The 18,475-nt window shown below is 44.5% G+C and carries 16 protein-coding genes and 1 pseudogene; 6 read left to right on the plus strand and 11 right to left on the minus strand.

The features are described 5' to 3' along the window. Positions 1-4 precede the first annotated feature (4 nt). From L976_RS12460 to glmM, 3 genes are all read left to right on the plus strand, one after another. Positions 5-1,183 carry a DegT/DnrJ/EryC1/StrS family aminotransferase gene (locus L976_RS12460; RefSeq protein WP_047540471.1) on the plus strand — a complete coding sequence of 393 codons (1,179 nt, stop codon included), beginning with the start codon at positions 5-7 and terminating at the stop codon, positions 1,181-1,183. Positions 1,184-1,269: 86 nt separating this feature from the next. Continuing rightward, positions 1,270-3,210 (plus strand): polysaccharide biosynthesis protein, encoded by a 1,941-nt coding sequence (locus tag L976_RS12465; protein ID WP_047537140.1) that lies wholly within the window; start codon positions 1,270-1,272, stop codon positions 3,208-3,210. Between the two features lie 105 nt (positions 3,211-3,315). Next, positions 3,316-4,668 carry a phosphoglucosamine mutase gene (glmM, locus tag L976_RS12470; RefSeq protein ID WP_047537143.1) on the plus strand — a complete coding sequence of 451 codons (1,353 nt, stop codon included), beginning with the start codon at positions 3,316-3,318 and terminating at the stop codon, positions 4,666-4,668. Between the two features lie 77 nt (positions 4,669-4,745). Here glmM and L976_RS12475 read toward each other — a convergent pair whose 3' ends face one another. Further along, positions 4,746-5,513, minus strand: a complete 768-nt coding sequence (locus L976_RS12475) for a HutD/Ves family protein (protein WP_047537146.1) — start codon at positions 5,511-5,513, stop codon at positions 4,746-4,748. Between the two features lie 134 nt (positions 5,514-5,647). Then, positions 5,648-6,094 (minus strand): copper resistance protein NlpE, encoded by a 447-nt coding sequence (locus L976_RS12480; protein WP_047540474.1) that lies wholly within the window; start codon positions 6,092-6,094, stop codon positions 5,648-5,650. A 389-nt stretch (positions 6,095-6,483) separates the two neighbouring features. Between L976_RS12480 and L976_RS12485 the strand changes: the two genes are divergently transcribed. The 3 genes and pseudogenes from L976_RS12485 to rfbC all read left to right on the plus strand — a co-directional run bounded on the left by L976_RS12485 (position 6,484) and on the right by rfbC (position 8,730). Beyond that, positions 6,484-7,845, plus strand: coding sequence for a sensor histidine kinase (locus L976_RS12485; RefSeq protein ID WP_047537149.1), 1,362 nt, complete (start codon positions 6,484-6,486; stop codon positions 7,843-7,845). Positions 7,846-8,018: 173 nt separating this feature from the next. Beyond that, a pseudogene (locus L976_RS23650) lies at positions 8,019-8,201 on the plus strand (glucose-1-phosphate thymidylyltransferase RfbA); the annotation flags it as partial. Continuing rightward, positions 8,188-8,730, plus strand: a complete 543-nt coding sequence (rfbC, locus tag L976_RS12490) for a dTDP-4-dehydrorhamnose 3,5-epimerase (protein WP_047537152.1) — start codon at positions 8,188-8,190, stop codon at positions 8,728-8,730. The pseudogene L976_RS23650 and the gene rfbC, both read left to right, overlap by 14 nt. A gap of 19 nt (positions 8,731-8,749) precedes the next feature. Here the strand turns inward: rfbC and L976_RS12495 are convergent, their stop codons facing one another. From L976_RS12495 to rcsF, 9 genes are all read right to left on the minus strand, one after another. After that, positions 8,750-11,128 carry a YjbH domain-containing protein gene (locus L976_RS12495; protein WP_047537155.1) on the minus strand — a complete coding sequence of 793 codons (2,379 nt, stop codon included), beginning with the start codon at positions 11,126-11,128 and terminating at the stop codon, positions 8,750-8,752. After that, complete coding sequence (locus tag L976_RS12500; protein WP_047537158.1) at positions 11,128-11,913, minus strand: capsule biosynthesis GfcC family protein; 786 nt, start codon at positions 11,911-11,913, stop codon at positions 11,128-11,130. The genes L976_RS12495 and L976_RS12500 overlap by 1 nt, the downstream gene beginning before the upstream one ends. Positions 11,914-11,923: 10 nt before the next feature. Then, complete coding sequence (locus tag L976_RS12505; RefSeq protein ID WP_047537161.1) at positions 11,924-12,634, minus strand: YjbF family lipoprotein; 711 nt, start codon at positions 12,632-12,634, stop codon at positions 11,924-11,926. Between the two features lie 151 nt (positions 12,635-12,785). Beyond that, the gene (locus L976_RS12510) at positions 12,786-13,040 is read right to left on the minus strand and encodes a hypothetical protein (protein ID WP_047537164.1); all 255 of its coding nucleotides are present in this window, start codon (positions 13,038-13,040) and stop codon (positions 12,786-12,788) included. Positions 13,041-13,308: 268 nt separating this feature from the next. Then, positions 13,309-14,433 carry a patatin-like phospholipase family protein gene (locus tag L976_RS12515; RefSeq protein ID WP_047537167.1) on the minus strand — a complete coding sequence of 375 codons (1,125 nt, stop codon included), beginning with the start codon at positions 14,431-14,433 and terminating at the stop codon, positions 13,309-13,311. A gap of 274 nt (positions 14,434-14,707) precedes the next feature. Beyond that, the gene (locus L976_RS12520; protein ID WP_047537170.1) at positions 14,708-16,420 is read right to left on the minus strand and encodes a proline--tRNA ligase; all 1,713 of its coding nucleotides are present in this window, start codon (positions 16,418-16,420) and stop codon (positions 14,708-14,710) included. Between the two features lie 198 nt (positions 16,421-16,618). Next, the gene (locus tag L976_RS12525) at positions 16,619-17,248 is read right to left on the minus strand and encodes an acyltransferase (protein ID WP_011716467.1); all 630 of its coding nucleotides are present in this window, start codon (positions 17,246-17,248) and stop codon (positions 16,619-16,621) included. Beyond that, positions 17,249-17,983: a tRNA (N6-threonylcarbamoyladenosine(37)-N6)-methyltransferase TrmO gene (gene tsaA / locus L976_RS12530; RefSeq protein WP_047537173.1), complete on the minus strand. Its 735-nt coding sequence runs from the start codon at positions 17,981-17,983 to the stop codon at positions 17,249-17,251. It abuts the gene before it with no gap. 95 nt (positions 17,984-18,078) lie between these two features. Further along, the gene (gene rcsF, locus L976_RS12535) at positions 18,079-18,459 is read right to left on the minus strand and encodes an Rcs stress response system protein RcsF (protein WP_037420516.1); all 381 of its coding nucleotides are present in this window, start codon (positions 18,457-18,459) and stop codon (positions 18,079-18,081) included. Between the last annotated feature and the right edge of the window lie 16 nt (positions 18,460-18,475).

Consider the following 18,475-nt stretch of genomic DNA (forward strand, 5'->3'; position numbering starts at 1 on the left):
GATTGTGTTAAATACCCCATTTTCCCCTTGGCCAAGCTTTACTCAAGAAGAGGCTGATGCAGTTAGTCGCGTGTTGTTGTCGAATAAAGTTAACTATTGGACTGGCAATGAATGTCGCGAATTTGAAAAAGAGTTTGCTGAGTGGGCTGGTACTGAATATGCCATTGCTTTAAGTAATGGTACGTTAGCACTTGATGTCGCTCTTAAAGCTCTCGGTGTAGGTATTGGTGATGATGTGATTGTTACGCCACGTACCTTCTTGGCTTCAGCTTCAACAGTCGTTACCGCTGGTGCAAATCCTGTATTTGCTGATGTTGATATTAATAGTCAAAATATCACTGCTGAGACGATAGAAGCTGTTTTGACGCCAAATACCAAGGCAGTGATTGTGGTTCATTTGGCTGGTATGCCAGCAGATATGGACCCGATTATGGCGCTTGCTAAGAAGCATGGCTTCGCTGTAATTGAAGATTGTGCCCAAGCACATGGGGCGAAGTACAAGGGCCGAAGTGTAGGTTCCATAGGTCATATTGGGGCTTGGAGTTTCTGTCAAGATAAGATCATGACCACCGGCGGTGAAGGTGGCATGGTGACCACCAATGATAAAGCCCTGTGGCAAGTTATGTGGTCGTATAAAGACCACGGTAAAAGCTTCGACTCTGTTTATCATAAGCAACATCCACCAGGATTCCGCTGGGTACATGATTCTTTTGGAACAAATTGGCGTATGCTTGAAATGCAAGCTGTAATCGGCAGAATTCAGCTCAGGCGTATGGCAGATTGGACTGCTGCACGTATTGCAAATGCTGCTAAACTTGATGCCGTTGCTCGTTTGTATTCAGTGCTTCGAGTTGTTGATGTCCCTAGTGATATTGTTCATGCAGAGTACAAGCATTACTTTTTTGTAAATCAAGAAAATTTAGCTCCTGATTGGAGCCGAGATAGAATTGTTGATGAAATTGTTGCCTTAGGTGTGCCTTGTTACCATGGTAGCTGTTCCGAAGTTTATCTTGAGAAAGCCTTTGATAATACTTCATGGCGTCCTCAAGAACGTTTAGCGAATGCTAGGTTGCTTGGTGAAACCAGCATAATGATGTTAGTTCATCCTACGTTAACATTGGATGAGATGTCTAAAGCTTGCAATGTGTTATCCTCGGTACTTGCGAAAGCGTCTTTTCGCTAAGTCTAATCGCCGTTAAGTCAAACTCAGTTTGGCTTAACGGATTTTTGGTTGTTAATATGAAGTTTTTCTACAAAATGGAGCAAAAGATGGATTTTTTGCAGTTTTTATTCTCATTAAAGCGGCCACATAAACGTTTAGTCAGCGTGGCGATTGACTCAGTGTTTTTGCTTTTTGCCTTTTGGTTTGCGTTACTCGTTCGCTTGGACTCTGTTGATGTATTGTTTAAATCTCAGTATTGGGGATTGATTGCGTTAACTATCCCTATCAGTATTGCTGGGTTTGTGAGGCTAGGGCTTTATCGCGCAGTGCTGCGTTATATCGGCTCGCAAGCGTTTACTGCAATCGTAGCTGGTGTCGGTATTTCTACCATAGCTCTTGTTTTACTAGCCTATTATGGCGGGGTGGACTTACCTCGCACTGTGCCATTTATCTATGCTGCTTTTGCTCTCGTGTTTGTGGGCGGCGCGCGTGCGCTTATGCGTTCATTAGTCGGAGCAGGTATTAACCGCCGTGGAGAGCCGGTTATTATCTACGGTGCGGGCGTAAGCGGACGGCAAACGGCGATTGCACTTGCACAAAGTCATGAATACCATCCTGTTGCTTTTGTCGATGATGACGAAAGTTTGCACAACACATCGATTCAAGGTTTGCATGTTTATTCTTCTAATCAACTCAGTAAGCTTATAAAACAGCGACCTACAACTCGTGTGTTGCTGGCAATGCCGAGTGCATCGCGTTCACGTCGTCAGGAAATTATTAATCAGCTTGAGCCGCTCACTGTTAAGGTGATGACCTTGCCTGCCATGGCGGATTTAGTGAGTGGTGATAAGTTATTTAGTGATGTGAAAGAAGTTGAAATCGAAGATCTATTGGGGCGTGATTCTGTTGCGCCAAGACAGCATTTATTGACGGCAAATATTAAAAACAAAGTTGTTATGGTTACAGGTGCTGGTGGTTCTATCGGCTCAGAGTTATGCCGCCAGATTTTAAAACAGCAGCCTAAGCAATTAGTTTTATTCGAGTTATCGGAGTTCGCACTTTATTCGATTGACCGTGAACTTTCTGCGACTGCTAATGAGCTTGGTATTGATGTTGAAATTGTCCCTATCATGGGTTCTGTTCAGCGTGAAAACCGTGTGCAAGCGGTAATGCAGGCGTTTAAAGTGCAAACGGTTTACCATGCTGCAGCTTATAAGCATGTGCCTTTAGTTGAGCATAATGTGGTTGAAGGTGTGCGCAATAACGTATTTGGTACTTTATATACCGCAAGAGCGGCTATTGCGGCAAAAGTAGAAACCTTTGTGTTGGTCTCTACCGATAAAGCTGTGCGCCCTACAAATGTGATGGGTACAACTAAACGTATGGCTGAACTGGCATTGCAAGCATTGGCAAAAGAGAATCATCAAACGCGTTTTTGTATGGTGCGATTTGGTAATGTTCTGGGGTCTTCAGGTTCTGTTGTGCCATTGTTCCGTAAGCAGATTGCTAATGGTGGCCCAGTTACTGTTACTCACCCTGAAATTACTCGTTTCTTTATGACTATTCCCGAAGCCTCTCAGCTAGTTATTCAGGCGGGTGCCATGGGCAAAGGCGGCGATGTATTTGTGCTTGATATGGGGAAATCAGTAAAAATCGTTGATCTTGCGACAAAAATGATCCGCTTAAGCGGTTATGACGTTAAGGATGAAGCGAATCCCAATGGTGATATTGCGATTGAATTTACCGGCCTGCGCCCCGGTGAAAAACTGTATGAAGAGTTACTGATTGGCGATGATGTAACTGGTACAGACCATGAGCGGATTATGACAGCGAATGAAATTTATCTGCCATGGTCCGAATTAGAGTTAATTCTTAATCGTTTAGACAAAGCATGCCATGAGTTCAACCATGAGGCGATTCGTGAGATTTTACTTGCGGCACCCACTGGTTTTGCCCCAACTGATGGTATTTGTGATCTAGTTTGGCAGCAAAGGAAATTATTTAAACCAGCTGATACAAAACCGAAAGTGGTAACGTTAGTTTCTTGATTCAATGTCTTATGTCGTTTAGATGTTGCAAAGTTAAATCTTTTTTAAAAGCCAAATCCCCATGGATTTGGCTTTTTTGTGTTTTAGCGTTTTTAAGGATTTTGTATGTCTAGGAAGTATTTTGGTACTGATGGTGTGCGTGGCAAAGTAGGAACATTCCCAATTACGCCTGATTTTGCGATGAAGCTAGGCTGGGCGGCAGGTACTGTGCTGGCATCAACTGGCACGAAAGAAGTGTTGATTGGTAAAGATACCCGCATTAGTGGTTATATGTTGGAATCGGGTATGGAAGCTGGTTTTTCAGCCGCTGGTGTCAATGTGGCATTAATTGGCCCCATGCCAACGCCCGCGGTAGCGTATTTAGCTTCAACTTTTAGGGCCGATGCTGGCGTGGTTATCAGTGCTTCCCATAATCCTTTTTATGATAACGGTATTAAGTTTTTTTCAAACACAGGCAGCAAGCTGAATGATGCACAAGAGCTTGAAATTGAAGCGCTATTAGAACAAGCGCTTGAGTATAATGCGTTGCAATGTGTCGCTTCTGAAAAACTGGGCAAAGTGCGCCGCATTGATGATGCTGCTGGTCGTTATATTGAGTTTTGTAAAGGCACCTTCCCGAATCATTTAAGCTTGGCGGGACTAAAGATTGTCGTCGATAGCGCCCATGGCGCGGCCTACCATATTGCACCCAATGTGTATCGCGAGTTAGGGGCCGAGGTGATTAGCATTAATGACAAACCCAACGGCGTGAACATTAACGATCATTGTGGCGCAACACATTTAGATAGCTTGCAATCTGCGGTGATGATCCTCGAAGCGGATTTAGGTATTGCGCTTGATGGTGATGCTGACCGAGTCATGTTTGTTGACCATAATGGCCATGTAGTTGATGGCGATGAGATTTTGTTTATATTGGCTCAAGCAGCATATCAAAAAGGTGAAATGCAGGGCGGGGTGGTTGGTACGCTCATGTCAAATCTCGGATTAGAACTGGCACTCAAACAAATGGATATTCCTTTTATGCGGGCTAAGGTTGGCGACCGTTATGTGGTTGAACAGCTCAAACAAACGGGTTGGCAACTGGGCGGCGAAGGCTCTGGGCATATTTTGAGTTTACAGCATGCTTCAACTGGCGATGGCATTGTGGCATCTTTGCAGGTTCTCAAAGCCATTCTAGAGTCGGGTAAACGTTTAGCCGATCTAAAAGTTGGCATGACTAAGTTGCCACAAGTGCTTATCAATGTGCGATTAAATTCTGGCTGCCCTGACAGTATTTTGGCTAAAGACAGTGTTAAACAGGCAGTGCTAACCTCTGAGGAAGTTTTAGGGGATAAGGGGCGAGTATTATTGCGTAAATCGGGTACCGAACCCTTAATTCGAGTGATGGTTGAGTCAACGGACATTGCCTTGACCCAACAACAAGCTGAATATATCGCTCAGGCAGTCAAAGCGGCATAAGCGAGGAGATAGAATCTAGGGCGTTGCTTCGCAACTGATAGGACGGCCTACGGCTTCTAGAACGCCACCTCGTGGCTCTAGAACCTAGATCTTTTTATGCATTCTATAACGATGCGCAGCACCTGGCTTTGTTTATGGTTTAGTGGATGCTGGTTGTCTGCTTTGGTTTGCTTAATTGTTGATTGTCCCTTGTTTGAACGGTTTGCTTCGGGAGTTATTACTTCTAAGAGCCGTATTTCTGGCGATTGTGCTGTTGAATTTTGGACTTGTGGGTATTGCACCATGTCGTAACGCTTAAGTTGGATCATTTGATCTTGATAAACTAAGCACATTGGTTCAAGGCAAAGTAGCCATTGTTGCAACTCATCGCTGTATAGATTTTGTGTTTGATAAACATTATCGGCATGGCTGGTTTCATAGGACGTAAGGTTTAACGAGCCATTCAACTCCAGCCGCTCAATATGCGCGCGATACTTGCCGCGTTTGATCATCACATTAAAGTCGATAATTTGTTTATCTAAGAGTTGGCTTTCAATCTTAGTTTCGCCGCTAAAACAAAATGCAGGTTGGTTTGGGCGGAGTACTAACTCGCTTGATTTAGCCGCATTGTTAGACATCATCAGCTTTACGCCTTCGCCTTCCAAGATACACAACTGTCTATCGATGCCAGGAAATGGTGAGAAGGGACCGTTGCTCGAAATGGTGGCAATGCTGATCCTATAATCAAAGTTAGTTAGGTCAGCATCCTTTGGCGATATTAACAGTTGTTTAGTACTACCGCCGCCGTTTTTCCATAAACTCGATTCACAGTCTTGATAGCGGATAATTTGGATATCTGGGTTCATGTCTTAGTAACTCTTTTAATTTTGAGTAACCAACGATGTGAGAATCTAGGACGCTGACAAGCTTGCTCTAGAATCGCTGCGTTCTAGCTGGGTGGAGCACTCAACTTCTCACCGTCACGCTGCAAAGCTCTTGTCTACATCCCTTTCTTTTTCAATATATAGTGCTCAGCCAGTTCGCCGCTGATCCTGTTGCCTTCGTTATCTAGCATAAATAGCTGGTTTTCACCCACGAGGTATTTACTGCCATCGGATAAAGTAATTTTTGAGCCCTTGCCATCCCAGTCAAATTTTCCTGCCACCTTGAAGATGCTCTCATCTTTGCCCAAATAAATACTTTTTAATTCAAAGCTGTTATCTGCCAGTAGCGTTAGCGTGGTTTGAATACCTTCGCAACTCGCACAGGGTAAAACACCTTCATACATGCCTGGCCAATCGAGTGCATTTTGGCTGGTATCGCCAACGGGGATGGTCTTTTGAGTTTCTGTATTGGCTGTGGAGTTTTGATCTGTTGCATGTTGCGGATCGCTGCAAGCAGTTGCCATGATTGCGACTAAGGCGATAGTAAAGAGTGGACGTTGCATATTCATCTCAAGCCTCTGATTTATTGATATTAGGGATGATAACCGCCATCTACAATGGCACCAAACTTATTTACTATGCTAAGGGGTCATATTAAAGGCCTTAAGGCTATGCTCGATATGGCATTTGGGAGCTTAATTTCAGCGGCGCTTACGGCTTCATTGCTATAGTGTTAAATCCGATAATATGCCGCGATCGCAGTTGAACTGGGAGAGCTAGAAGAGCCGAAATGCTATTCTGTAGAGTAATGACCTAGTGAGTTTGCAGATAGAATCTATACTAAAGACTGTCACTTTAAGGTTAGTACTTAAGACTCTTGCATAAGCAGTGGCCACTGAAGCTATTGTCAGATTTCAATGTCTGGTGAAGCCACGCGGAGAACTCCATCATTATGACGCGGATGTTAGATAGGATTTTATTTGACGTGAGTCGCTCTTCAATTATTGATGGTGGCGATTTAGCTGAGGCATCGCAACTCATTGTTGCTTCAGTGTGCCAAGGCTTAAACATCAGCCGTGCCAGTATTTGGTTATGGACTGAAGATCATCAAAGTATGCACTGCTTTTACCTGCTCGATAATATGCAAAGACAAGAAGCTTTTGTCTTAACGCGTGCTGATTATCCTTATTATTTCAGTTTGTTAGATAATGAAAGAGCGATAGTGGCTAATCAGGCTCAAACCGATAGAGCAACCCATGAGTTTGTAAAGGTTTACTTAGTGCCTAATGGTATTACCTCCATATTAGATAGCCCTATCCGTCATCGCGGTAAGATGGTGGGCATTATTTGTTCTGAACATCAAGGTGAGCCAAGAGAATGGACCCGCGATGAAAAAGCCTTTGCTTCCGCCTTGGCCGATTTATTTGGTCGGGCAATGAGTGCAAGGGAAATTTTAGATTATCAGCAGCAATTAAAAGCCATTAATGCGGATTTGGAAGCGCAAGTTGAATTAAGAACTCAAGAATTGGAAACCGCATTGGCGGATTTACGTTCGACACAACATCACTTAATTGAAAATGAAAAAATGGCGGCCTTAGGGAGTTTAGTGGCAGGGGTTGCCCATGAGGTCAATACGCCTTTGGGGATTGCTGTGACCTCAGTAACTCATTGTTTAGATGAGGTCGCATTGTTAAAAAGTACATTTGAGCAAAATGAACTCGACGAAGATAAGTTTTTAAACTTTATCAATACGATGCAAGATGGTTTGGGACTGATAGAGCGAAATTTGGCGCGAGCAGCGGAGTTAGTCCACAACTTTAAGCGGACCGCTGCGGATCAGTCGGTACTTGAACGTGAGCGATTTAATTTAAAGACTTATCTTTTCCAGATTTTTAGCTCATTAAGGCCATTAATGCGTAAGAAGAATATTACCTTAACCGTTGACCTTGATGACCAAATTTTCATCGAGTCTTACCCTGGGGCAATCGCGCAAATTTTTACCAATCTAGTTGCTAATAGCTTTCGGCATGGGTTTCCTGACAATTTTGCTGGTGATAAGCAAATTACTATCCGAGTTGAACAGCAAGGCGCGAATGTTTGCATGAGTTATCAAGATAATGGTGTCGGTATGACTGATGAGGTCAAGATGAAAGCCTTTGAGCCTTTTTTTACCACCGCTCGTAAAGATGGCGGCACAGGCTTAGGAATGTCAATTATCTACAATTTGGTTACCCAAAAGCTCCATGGCAGCATTACGCTGACCTCTTCGCCGAACCAAGGCGTAAAAGTCGACATACAACTTCCTGAGAAATGAAGCGGAATCTAGAACCCGCATAGCAACGTTCTGCATTTTCTAGTGAGCCGTTTCGCCCTGCGTTTAATTTGTATTTGTATGCTACTATCTGCGCCTCGATTCAATTCACTAATCCTTGATGTATCAATGAGAAAAGGTATTTTGAATGTTGGATTTAATGGTCGGTAAGGTCATTTATTGCCGCTATTGAGAAACGACAGGGCTTGAAAGTGAATTGCCCGGAGGAAGCGGCATTCCATTGTGGCTGGATTAATGCCTCGCAGCTAGCTGCCTTAGCTCAACCTTTACTTAAAAGTGGCTATGGTGAGTATCTTTTAGGTTTATTAAATAAACAGGTGTTTAATGAAGTGCGTTGAAACCGAGCTGGCTGAAGTACTAGTCTTTGAACCTATGGTATTTGGCGATGAGCGTGGCTTTTTTATGGAAACCTTTCGGCAAGCGTATTTTACTGAGTGCTTGCTGAGTCGCGGATTTGAAGCGCCAGCGTTAGTGCAAGATAACTATAGTCGCTCGCAGCAGCATGTATTGCGTGGATTGCATTACCAGCAACAATATCCGCAGGGCAAATTAGTCCGAGTGTGTGCTGGCAGTATTTTTGATGTTGCCGTCGATATTCGGCCACAATCCGCGACCTATGGCAAATGGGTTGGCAGGATTCTTTCTGCCGATAACCATTTGCAAATGTGGATCCCCCCAGGGTTTGCCCACGGGTTTTATGTGTTAAGTGAGTATGCAGATGTGTTGTATCGTTGTAGCGATTATTATGCGCCGGATGATGAATATGTACTTGCTTGGAATAGTGCCGAGTTTACGATTGAGTGGCCACTGTTAAACAACACACCCATTCTTTCCGCAAGAGATGCCAATGCCGCCGTTAGCGTTTAGACGCTAACGGCGGTTTCGGTTATTTTACAGGCTTATTTTCAGTGCTGGGGCGAGTGAACCAAGGTGAGCGAGCATCAGTATTATCAAAGAGGTAATACTTACGGCCGACCATTTGACCACCATCGCGGGTGAGCGGCATCCAACTGATTGTCGCCCGGCTATGAGTTGATTTAATCGTCATTAAATCAAATGGGATCGAGATGTAGAAGCCTTTGGTAAAGCTGCCTTCACCATATTCCTCAGAAGAAAGGTTTGTCTTAGTCGCAAAGGCGCCAACAATCACACCGCTATCAAATTGTTTGGAGAAATCAATCGTTACCCCTTTATCTTCAGTCAGATATTGACCAGCACTGATCCTCAATAAAGTATTGGGGAACCAGTCGGGTTGATAATAGACGGTTGCATTACCTGTGGCTGTCCCAGTTTGTGCTCGGTATGAACGACCTGTAATTGGGTCATATTGATGCTCATCTTCAAAGAAGCCAAACATGCTATCGGGATCGCGCTGCTTAACATAATTCACATCAACACCAAAAGCCCATTGGCTATTCAGTGGTCGGTAGAGGAACTCTGTCCCTACACCGCCATACATCATTTCTAAATAGCCGCCATAGGCTTGGTAGGAGATATTATCCGTTAAATTATCCATCCAGGTCAGTTGTAGGCTATTCACCCTTAGTGGGTTATCATGAACATATTGACGGATAAGTGTGCGAACACGTTTTAGATCGTTAGTATCTGGTGGTACTTCATATAAAAATTTATCGTAGTTATCGTAAATATTCAGATAAAGGGAACCTGAAAAATCAAAATTATCGGTAAAGCGATAATTTGCACTGCCTGTGACCCCAATATTGAACATATAAAAACCTTCAGAGCCTCCGAAGGATTGAGCCATGGTGGGCGAAACATCGAAGCTAAGCTTATCTAACCAATCTTTATCAGCGTTATTGACTTGTTCTCCCTGTGGTAAGCTGGGAACACTCACAACACTGGCATCAGTGATTTTAGCATTCAAATAGCCATAACTTACCACTTGGGCAAATTTTTGCGCATCGATCCGGGTTTCGGTTATCGGTTGGCTATAACGGGTTTCAATCAACCTATACTCTTTGATACGAGTTGCATCAGTGCTATTAGCGAGTATGGTTGCCGCTCTTTGATGTGCTTCATTTCTATCACGGAATTTGGTTTGTTCACCGACGACAGTAATGCTGTCTTTATCCAGATAAATTTTGGCGTTTGCGTACCCTGCGATGGTTTGTAAGTCTTGAGCCACCTTATTCCAATCTACTAGGGTATTCGCAACCGTCTGACTGGAAGCGTTTACAGGCTCTAGATTTGCTACTTCGGTATTTTGCTCTTCTGATTTATTTGTTGCGGAAGTATCAACACCAACAGTCACTTGTTCGACTGTTGGTGTGTTTACTGGCGCGGAGGACTCTGTCTGTGAAAGAGTTAATGGCGCAGCCGGAAGCGGCTTATATTTAGCGGCAGCAGGATCGGTTTTAATCTGCGATAAGGTATTAAAATTAGTTTGTAGACTAAAACCAAGCGTCCAAGTATTACCGCGCTCATAACTTAAATGCAGATCACCCCAGTTGCCAAACCGATAGAGTAGTCCATAGTTAAATTTGCTGTCCTGAGGCATAGCAATATTACCTTGAACCACAGGGAAGTCTGATTGATAGTCATTGCCATCATATTCGACTTTTAAACGTAGTGGCTCCCAAGGCGTTTGGTATTCAACACCACCAAAAAGCGCGGCACAGCCTTTAAACCAACGTTGATAATCAACAGTTCCTCCCGAGCCTCCAAAAGAGGTATCTCTATCACAGTTGTAATTAAGATCTTTTTTATCTGAGGTGAGATTACCGCTATTGCCAATATAGCCCCAGCCAATGCCGAGGGTAAAATCCAATGGGCCGACTCGTTTTGTTGCGGCAATAAACTCACCATCAAATAAGCCTGTGCCGCCAAAGTCCCGCACCCCAATCGAGGTTTCTGGCAGCCAGTTACTTTCTTCAAGTAGACGTACTTTAAAATCAATTCCTTTATCTGTGTATTTAGTGCTTCCGCTAAAGCTCGGATCATCGCTATAAAGTAAATCCTGTACTTGGGTATAGCGGATTGTTGTTTCAAACCAAGGGAATAATTGTACTGAGGCGGTGAAGTGTTGGTATTCGTCGTTATAACTTGTGGCAAAGTTAAACTCACCTTCTGGTGCCATGCGGCCAGTCGGCATTTGCATTAGACCAACGCCACCAAAATCTGACTGTGAAGGTAAGAGTGTTGGATAAGAAAATTCATCGGCGCTAACATGTAATAACGGTAGCAGTGCTAATGACAGCGCAGATAAACGCCCGAACGTATGCAAAGTGGGAGTTGACTTTTTCATTACAGAGCCCGATTTTTGAGTAATTCAATAATATTGTTATTTAATTCGGCATGGTCATCAAACAGCGCCGTGAACTCCACAAAGAGTATTGCTCCAGGGGCGATATCCTGAGCCTGATGATTCCAATAGGCGATAGGCTGTTTTATCGCATTGCCATCGGGTTGAATAATCCACACAAAGCTATCTTCAGCATTATCGAGTAAACCCGCATGCTTTAGGTAATCTTTACTGCTGGCCCGCGATTGCCATGCTTGTTCACCCGTTTGTGCGACCGCGCCAACGACAGTGACCGTAGTTGGTCGTGGTGGTAGCACCAGTAAAAAATCACCATCGATAACCGGATTATAAGCGTCGGTAATCCGGACTACGTCGAGATCTAACGGCTGATTAACTCGCTGGCCTAGTTTGATGTTGCGTAAAAACTGGGCAAATTTGGCCAGTTTAGCAATATATTGACTATTATCGACCTGCTCTCCCATGTTGGCTAATTGTTGCAATACTTGCTGACGAGTGGCCTCTAATGCTGCAGTATTTTTTATATCTAAAAGTGCCGCACCTAGCCAATAAATTGAGACTGGCTCATTTTTTATCGTTTGATTATAAAGGGGAAGTTGTGTTAACCCATCTTGTACCGCTTGTCCTACTCGAATAGCTGCGGGATAGGTAATGTGTAGCTGCGGCGTGTGAGACGCTGAGGTACTGACAGAAAGTTGGGTATTGGCTTCTACGGATTGCAAAAACACTGAACTTACTAGTAGCGCCAACGGGGTAATATAGGATCTCATTATGGCTCCACTAAGCAGCAAAAGGCTTCAGTAAGGTGATATCAATAAACGGCAGATTGGGCGCAATTTTCTGATGGCTTTTAATAACGTTGCCTGTTTGTGGATCTAGCCAAAACTCATTTTGATATTGGATATTGAGTGCATCCACAGAGACGTGTTCACTAAAATGCAAAGCTTGTGTAGGAGCGCCATTGATTAGAATATTTTCGTCACCAATCAATTCAAATTCTGATGTTGCTCGGTAGCCATAATGATAACCAGGTTGCCAATCGAGGGTTCGAGCCCAAGTTTTGGGGGTGGAGCTTAAGTGTAATCCTAATAACAGTGGATCTGGCTCATCACTTTCAACAGCACTTAAATTACCAGTGAGCAAATTATGGGTTTTGACTAGGCGGCCGTTAACTGTCACTAACATGCCCTTATCTGCTGATAACCACTTAAGTTCGAGTGCTGCGGGTGAGTTTTTTACTGAAGATAGGCTGATTTTAGGCTCTGCAAAGGCTAAAACCACAAATGCCTGGGCCGTATCTTCCATTTTTACATAGATGCTGGCATAAGGATTAGCCGATACTTGCTCAGGGGAGAGAACCACATCGTCACTCCCAAAAAAGGCGAGCTTTGCGGTATCGTTTAGTGCGCTAATTCGTTGGCTACAGCCCGATAAGCCTAGACATACTGTCGAAACAGCAATAAAGGAAAAGATTTTTTTATATATACGCATCCGAGTTGCTTATTCTCAATAGTAAGTTGTTAACCAATGTAAATATATGATGGCGTGATTTCAAGCTAGATTAAGTACACATTTTGTTTACAAAAAGCCTAAAAAAAACAACCGCCAATAAGGCGGTTGTTTAAATACACTGACTAAAAGATTAGTTAGTGCCAGTAGTTGTGCCAGTACCAGTACCAGTACCAGTACCAGTTGCTGCTGGGCTACCATCAGAACTGTTAGCTGCAACTAAAACACCAGTTACAACTGCACCAGCTGCAATACCACCAGCAACGATAGCACCAGTAGCGCCACCAACACCAGTACCACCAGTTGCTACACCAGTTGTGTTAGCGTTAGCAGCAACTGAACCTAACATTGAAATAGCAGCAATAAGTGCTAATGAAGTTTTTTTCATCGTGATTCCCTTTTAGAAAAAATTAACCTAATTTTTAGCTAATCTAGTACAGCATGATAGGTGATTCAACTTAAATGATCAATGTTAAATCTATTCCGTCACTCAGACTTTAGACTGATTTACAGCTTAGCTGCTACTGAATAATCCTTAATTTTGAATGAGTTTCGCACATTGTGGTTAAGGAATTATGTCATCGTTTAATTTATAACACGTCAAGATGCGGGCTTCAATTCGATTTTACTCAGCCTTTTTATTGTGAGTCATCGCATTAGGCTAAATTGAAAAATGCTTTCAATTCGTCAAGGTGCGCCATACCGTCTTGATAACCTAAATCGATCAATGCGCTGGTATAGGATTTTTCAAACAAGAGATAAGACACAATACTTGAGTCAGACTGCCTATCGATACCAAAAAATCCCAGTAAGGTTTTAATTGCCCAGGGCATATCGTCATAGAAGCGGGCGGCGATTTTACTTAAATCTTCGCTGGGTTTTATCACTAAGGTTTTTATGGGGTGTAATGCTAGTTGCGCACGGCTTTCTTCTGGAATAAGGGAAAGCGTATGATTTATGCGCTCTAGGCGCTCTAAATCGCTATTTAAGGTATCAGAAAAGATAGTATCCAGCAGATGACCCGCGATGGTCGCTGTCTTCGGATGATATTCTAGCTCCATCGGAAAATGCTTATGGGGACTGTCTAGGTTTATCACCAATAGCTTATTAGCCCCCAAATGGATTGGACTTGAAAGCGGCGCGAGCTGGTGGACTGAGCCGTCACCATAATAAGCTTGATTAAGTTTAATTGACGGGAACACCATGGGAATGGCTGAGCTTGCTAACAAGTGCTCGGTATTTAACATCCGCCGCTCACCGCTGCGTCTGGCGCGGGTCCAGTTTTCAATATCCCGTGCCGCTTGAAAAAACGTCACCGAACGCGAGTTGTTATAGCAGGAGGTATCGATACTCAGAGCGGTTAAAGCGCCGTTGCGGATATTGCGATCAATTCTTTTAAAATCGATAAGTTCATTCAATAAGTGCCGTAAAGGTTCATTATCGAGCAGGCTGCCAGCATCTGTATTGACCTTATCGTCCTGTAAGCCTTTTAGGGCCATTTTTGAGAGGTGCTTTAACACGCCAGGAAGAGTGGCTCGGTACACTTTTCTAGTTTCAAAATGACGCCATACCCATTCGAGTTTTTTGACACCTAAATGAAAACATGAGGCATGGGTGGCGATTGAAGTACCATTAATGGCTCCAGCGGAAGTGCCACATATGATTTTGAAGGGAATGCCATGGTTGCGAGGATAAAGCTGGACCAGTGCTTTTAACACTCCCACTTGATAGGCGGCACGAGCGCCACCGCCACCGAGAACTAATGCTGTTGATGTTGGCAATCTTCAGACTCTTGAATTGTTATTATGAGTTTATTAAAGCAATCACTACTCTAAAAAAGCAAGTCGGAGCAGTTAGTTGGATGAAGTTTATTTAGTGCTGGTAGAAAAGCGAACCGCTGGTGATAGGCTGAAGTGTCAAACTTAAATGATTACTTGAGAAGATAGATATAAAAACGCACTTAAGTCGGACTTAAGTGCGTTTATGTTTTTAGAGGTTAATGGCTTGCCATTAGCTCAAACTGGCTGAATGCGCATTCAGCGCAAAAGACAGGGCTTAAGCTTGCAGATTCTTTAAGAAATCGACGATTTGGTCAAATGGCACATCTTGCTTTTCACCAGTGCGGCGGTTTTTGTATTCGAATACGCCTGCATCGATATTGCGATCACCAATCACCACAGTGTGAGGAATACCAATCAGCTCCATATCGGCGAACATCACGCCTGGACGCTCTTTACGGTCATCCAACAGGACATCGATACCCGCAGCACTTAAGTCTTTGTATAACTGCTCGGCGATATCGGTGACGCGGTGCGACTTGTGCATATTCATTGGCAGAATGCCCACACTAAATGGTGCAATCGCTTCTGGCCATACAATGCCACGGTCATCAAAGTTTTGCTCAATCGCAGCAGCAACGATTCGGCTTACGCCAACACCGTAACAACCCATCAGCAGCACTTGTGACTTACCGTTCTCATCAAGAACAGTCGCGTTCATGGATTTAGAGTAGTTAGTACCGAGTTGGAAGATATGACCTACTTCGATACCACGAGCCATAGCGTAAGTACCTAAACCATCAGGTGTTGGTTCACCTTCAACCACGTTACGGATGTCGGCTGCTTGTGCCAGTGGCAGATCGCGCTCCCAGTTGATACCAAAGTAGTGTTTATCATCCACGTTTGCGCCGGCAGCAAAATCGCTCATCACGCTTACGCTATGGTCGATGATGATCGGCATATTCAGGCCGACAGGGCCTAATGAGCCTGGACCTGCGCCAATGGCGTCACGGATCAGGGCTTCTGGGGCAAATTCTAATGGTGATGCCACTAAATCTAATTTATCTGCTTTGATTTCATTTAGCTCGTGGTCACCACGTACAATCAGCGCAACCAGTGGCGCCGCTTCAGTCGCACCCTTAACAATCAAGGTTTTCACTGTTTTAGTGATATCTAAACCGAATTGCTCAACTAACTCGGCAATGGTTTTCGCATTTGGGGTATCGACTAAACGTAATGCTTCAGTCGCCGCGCCGCGCGTTTCGGTTGGCATTGGTGATTCGGCTTTCTCGATGTTAGCGGCATAATCGCTACCCGTAGAGTAGGCGATTAAGTCTTCACCGCTTTGCGCTAATACATGGAACTCGTGTGACATGCTGCCACCGATAGAACCCGTGTCCGCTAAAACCGGACGGAAGGCTAAGTCCATACGCGACAGAATGTTGCTATAGGCTTGATACATCGCCTCATAGGTTTCATTCATGGTATCCACATCAAGATGGAAAGAATACGCATCTTTCATCAGGAACTCGCGAGAACGCATCACGCCAAAACGTGGGCGAACTTCGTCGCGGAATTTAGTTTGAATTTGATAAAGATTCAGCGGTAATTGTTTGTAAGAGCTGACTTCTTTGCGGATTAAGTCGGTGATCACTTCTTCGTGGGTTGGTCCCAGAACGAAGTCACGGCTATGACGGTCTTTAAAACGCAGTAGTTCAGGACCAAACTTGTCCCAGCGACCCGTTTCTACCCATAAATCAGCCGGTTGCACCATAGGCATTAGGATTTCAATCGCGCCCGCTTTGTTCATTTCTTCACGAACAATCGCTTCGACTTTACGTAATACACGCAGGCCCGTGGGCAGATAGCTGTATAGGCCTGAAGCGTTACGGCGGATCATACCCGCACGTAGCATTAATTGATGGCTGATGACTTCTGCATTCGCAGGTGTTTCTTTTTGAGTAGAAAGTAGGTATTTGCTAACGCGCATTACCGATGTCCAAATTTGAGTTGAATGGGCGCCATTTTATCACCTGCTTTGATGATGTCACCTATGGATTTAGGTTAAATTCAACTAGCTGGGAGACAAATAGCATTTTTGATGCTGGATAACGGATAAAGCAAAGATAAGCACTACGCCGTTAGGGGGCGACTTCGTCATTGCTCGTATCTAGATTCTCGTCGCCGCTTACTTATTTCGCCGATCGCCAATCACCCGTGCAGGATTACCGGCGACGATAGCCCATGCGGGGACATCTTTGGTGACAATACAGCCCATGCCAATCACCGCATGGTCGCCAATGGTGACACCATCAACTATCCCGGCCTGTGCGCCAATCCAGACATCTTTACCTATCACGACTCCTTTAGAGTGGGAGGCTTGTTGATAAATGGGCGTATCGGGCGCCATGCCATGATTAAAGGCGTAGATAGTCACATGGTTAGCAATGCGAGTTTGGGAGCCAATTTGAATCCCCACTCGACCGCCATCGAAGGAGCAGCCATGATTGATGGCAACTTCATTACCAAGGGTGATAGGGCCATGTAAAAAACATTCGGCGGCAATCATGCAGTGATTACCTATCTTGATATCGCGATTGGGCTCGGCAAATAACTGTGCCTCGGGAGCGATAAAACAGTTATCACCAATGGTGACGGTTTCGAGGGCGCAAAGGTTGGTTTGAATTTCATCCTGCCAAGGTTTAGCCCAGACTAAGTGTTTTTCTTTGAGTGAAAAATACAGCCAGGGCATCCAAGACAGACGCTTTTTGTGTTGGCTCTGATAATCAGGCAATGCGGTTGTGTTTAGCGTCTGCATTTAGCCACATTTCCCCGGTTTGAGTTCGAGCACTTGAATATATTCCCGATCATCCTCATCAACCGCCATCCGCCAAAAGATATCCAAATCATACAAAGCCACTTGATATAGCTTGGGATCATCCTTGGCTTTTTTATAGGCAGGGCGAGGGTCTTGTCCGAGTACGCCGCGGATAAGTTCGGCCAAATCAGTATAAGCGTCCTGTTTGCTGTAGGTGTTAATCTGCGTTGCCGCGAGCTCGGAAAACACCACGCTAATCAGCTTAGGCGCTTCTTGAGCGATACCGCCGACGGCACCTTCAATCGAATCTGAGAAGGGAATATAGGGCTTAATATCGATAATGGGCGTGCCATCGACAAGATCCATACCTGAAATCTCCAGGCATACTTTGCCTTTACGTTGCACCACTCGGTGGAGTTTTACCACGGATTGGCCAATGCCGTTTGGGCGAAACGTCGAGCGGGTTGCGAATACACCGAGTTTTTCATTACCACCTAAACGCGGTGGGCGAACTGTGGTTTTCCAGCCTTGGGCGAGATTTTCATGGAAACAAAACAGCAGCCAAAGGTGCGAATATTGCTCGATACCGCGCACGGCGTCGAGATGATTGATATGGCCTTCCAGCTCAACATAACCGCGTGCCTCCACCAAACCAGGTTGCCTTGGAATGCCAAATTTTTGTTTATAGGGGGTACGGCAGGTGGCCACAGCGGTAATTTGGTTGGTAAATGTCATGCAAAAAACACCTAAAGGAAGGAGCAACAACCCAAACTCTGATGGCTTAGGTTGTAAAGTACAACAAGAATGGCGTGCAGTATACACGCGATGAACTAGTCGGCGGTGGCCATTTTAATCGCTTGACCGACACATAACGCCCGGCTGATACAGCCTTGCGCAGCTTCTTCCATCATCACACATTGTTTGATGATGATACCGTTAGCACCTTTATCAGCCGCAGCGCGGCGGGCTTCGGTTCTGGCTTCGCTTAAGGATGCTGGCACGCCATTTACATCCGCTTGGCAAGATTCTCCTTGCACTAAGCCTTTCAACTCGTAGTGGCCTTTAGGCAAACTATCACCTTCAAATAGCGTAACATCGCCTGCCTTGAAGTAGTCACTAATCGCCTCACCGTCTAAATTGCTATTAAAACTGTAGTCGCTGGCACAGGCGCTAAGCAGGAGCACTAATGCACTTGAGAGGATGATTTTCATGGTTTGACCTGAGATT

The sequence above is a fragment of the Shewanella sp. ZOR0012 genome (genome assembly GCF_000798835.1).
Classification (GTDB): Bacteria; Pseudomonadota; Gammaproteobacteria; order Enterobacterales; family Shewanellaceae; genus Shewanella; species Shewanella xiamenensis.

What these genes read in the sequence shown, in the direction of transcription:
- rfbC (WP_047537152.1), top strand. Translation starts at nt 8,188, where the DNA reads ATGAAGTGCGTTGAAACCGAGCTGGCTGAAGTACTAGTCTTTGAACCT.
- L976_RS12525 (WP_011716467.1), bottom strand. Translation starts at nt 17,248, where the DNA reads ATGCAGACGCTAAACACAACCGCATTGCCTGATTATCAGAGCCAACAC.
- L976_RS12485 (WP_047537149.1), top strand. Translation starts at nt 6,484, where the DNA reads ATGACGCGGATGTTAGATAGGATTTTATTTGACGTGAGTCGCTCTTCA.
- glmM (WP_047537143.1), top strand. Translation starts at nt 3,316, where the DNA reads ATGTCTAGGAAGTATTTTGGTACTGATGGTGTGCGTGGCAAAGTAGGA.
- L976_RS12475 (WP_047537146.1), bottom strand. Translation starts at nt 5,513, where the DNA reads ATGAACCCAGATATCCAAATTATCCGCTATCAAGACTGTGAATCGAGT.
- L976_RS12480 (WP_047540474.1), bottom strand. Translation starts at nt 6,094, where the DNA reads ATGCAACGTCCACTCTTTACTATCGCCTTAGTCGCAATCATGGCAACT.
- rcsF (WP_037420516.1), bottom strand. Translation starts at nt 18,459, where the DNA reads ATGAAAATCATCCTCTCAAGTGCATTAGTGCTCCTGCTTAGCGCCTGT.
- tsaA (WP_047537173.1), bottom strand. Translation starts at nt 17,983, where the DNA reads ATGACATTTACCAACCAAATTACCGCTGTGGCCACCTGCCGTACCCCC.
- L976_RS12465 (WP_047537140.1), top strand. Translation starts at nt 1,270, where the DNA reads ATGGATTTTTTGCAGTTTTTATTCTCATTAAAGCGGCCACATAAACGT.
- L976_RS12505 (WP_047537161.1), bottom strand. Translation starts at nt 12,634, where the DNA reads ATGCGTATATATAAAAAAATCTTTTCCTTTATTGCTGTTTCGACAGTA.
- L976_RS12520 (WP_047537170.1), bottom strand. Translation starts at nt 16,420, where the DNA reads ATGCGCGTTAGCAAATACCTACTTTCTACTCAAAAAGAAACACCTGCG.
- L976_RS12510 (WP_047537164.1), bottom strand. Translation starts at nt 13,040, where the DNA reads ATGAAAAAAACTTCATTAGCACTTATTGCTGCTATTTCAATGTTAGGT.
- L976_RS12500 (WP_047537158.1), bottom strand. Translation starts at nt 11,913, where the DNA reads ATGAGATCCTATATTACCCCGTTGGCGCTACTAGTAAGTTCAGTGTTT.
- L976_RS12495 (WP_047537155.1), bottom strand. Translation starts at nt 11,128, where the DNA reads ATGAAAAAGTCAACTCCCACTTTGCATACGTTCGGGCGTTTATCTGCG.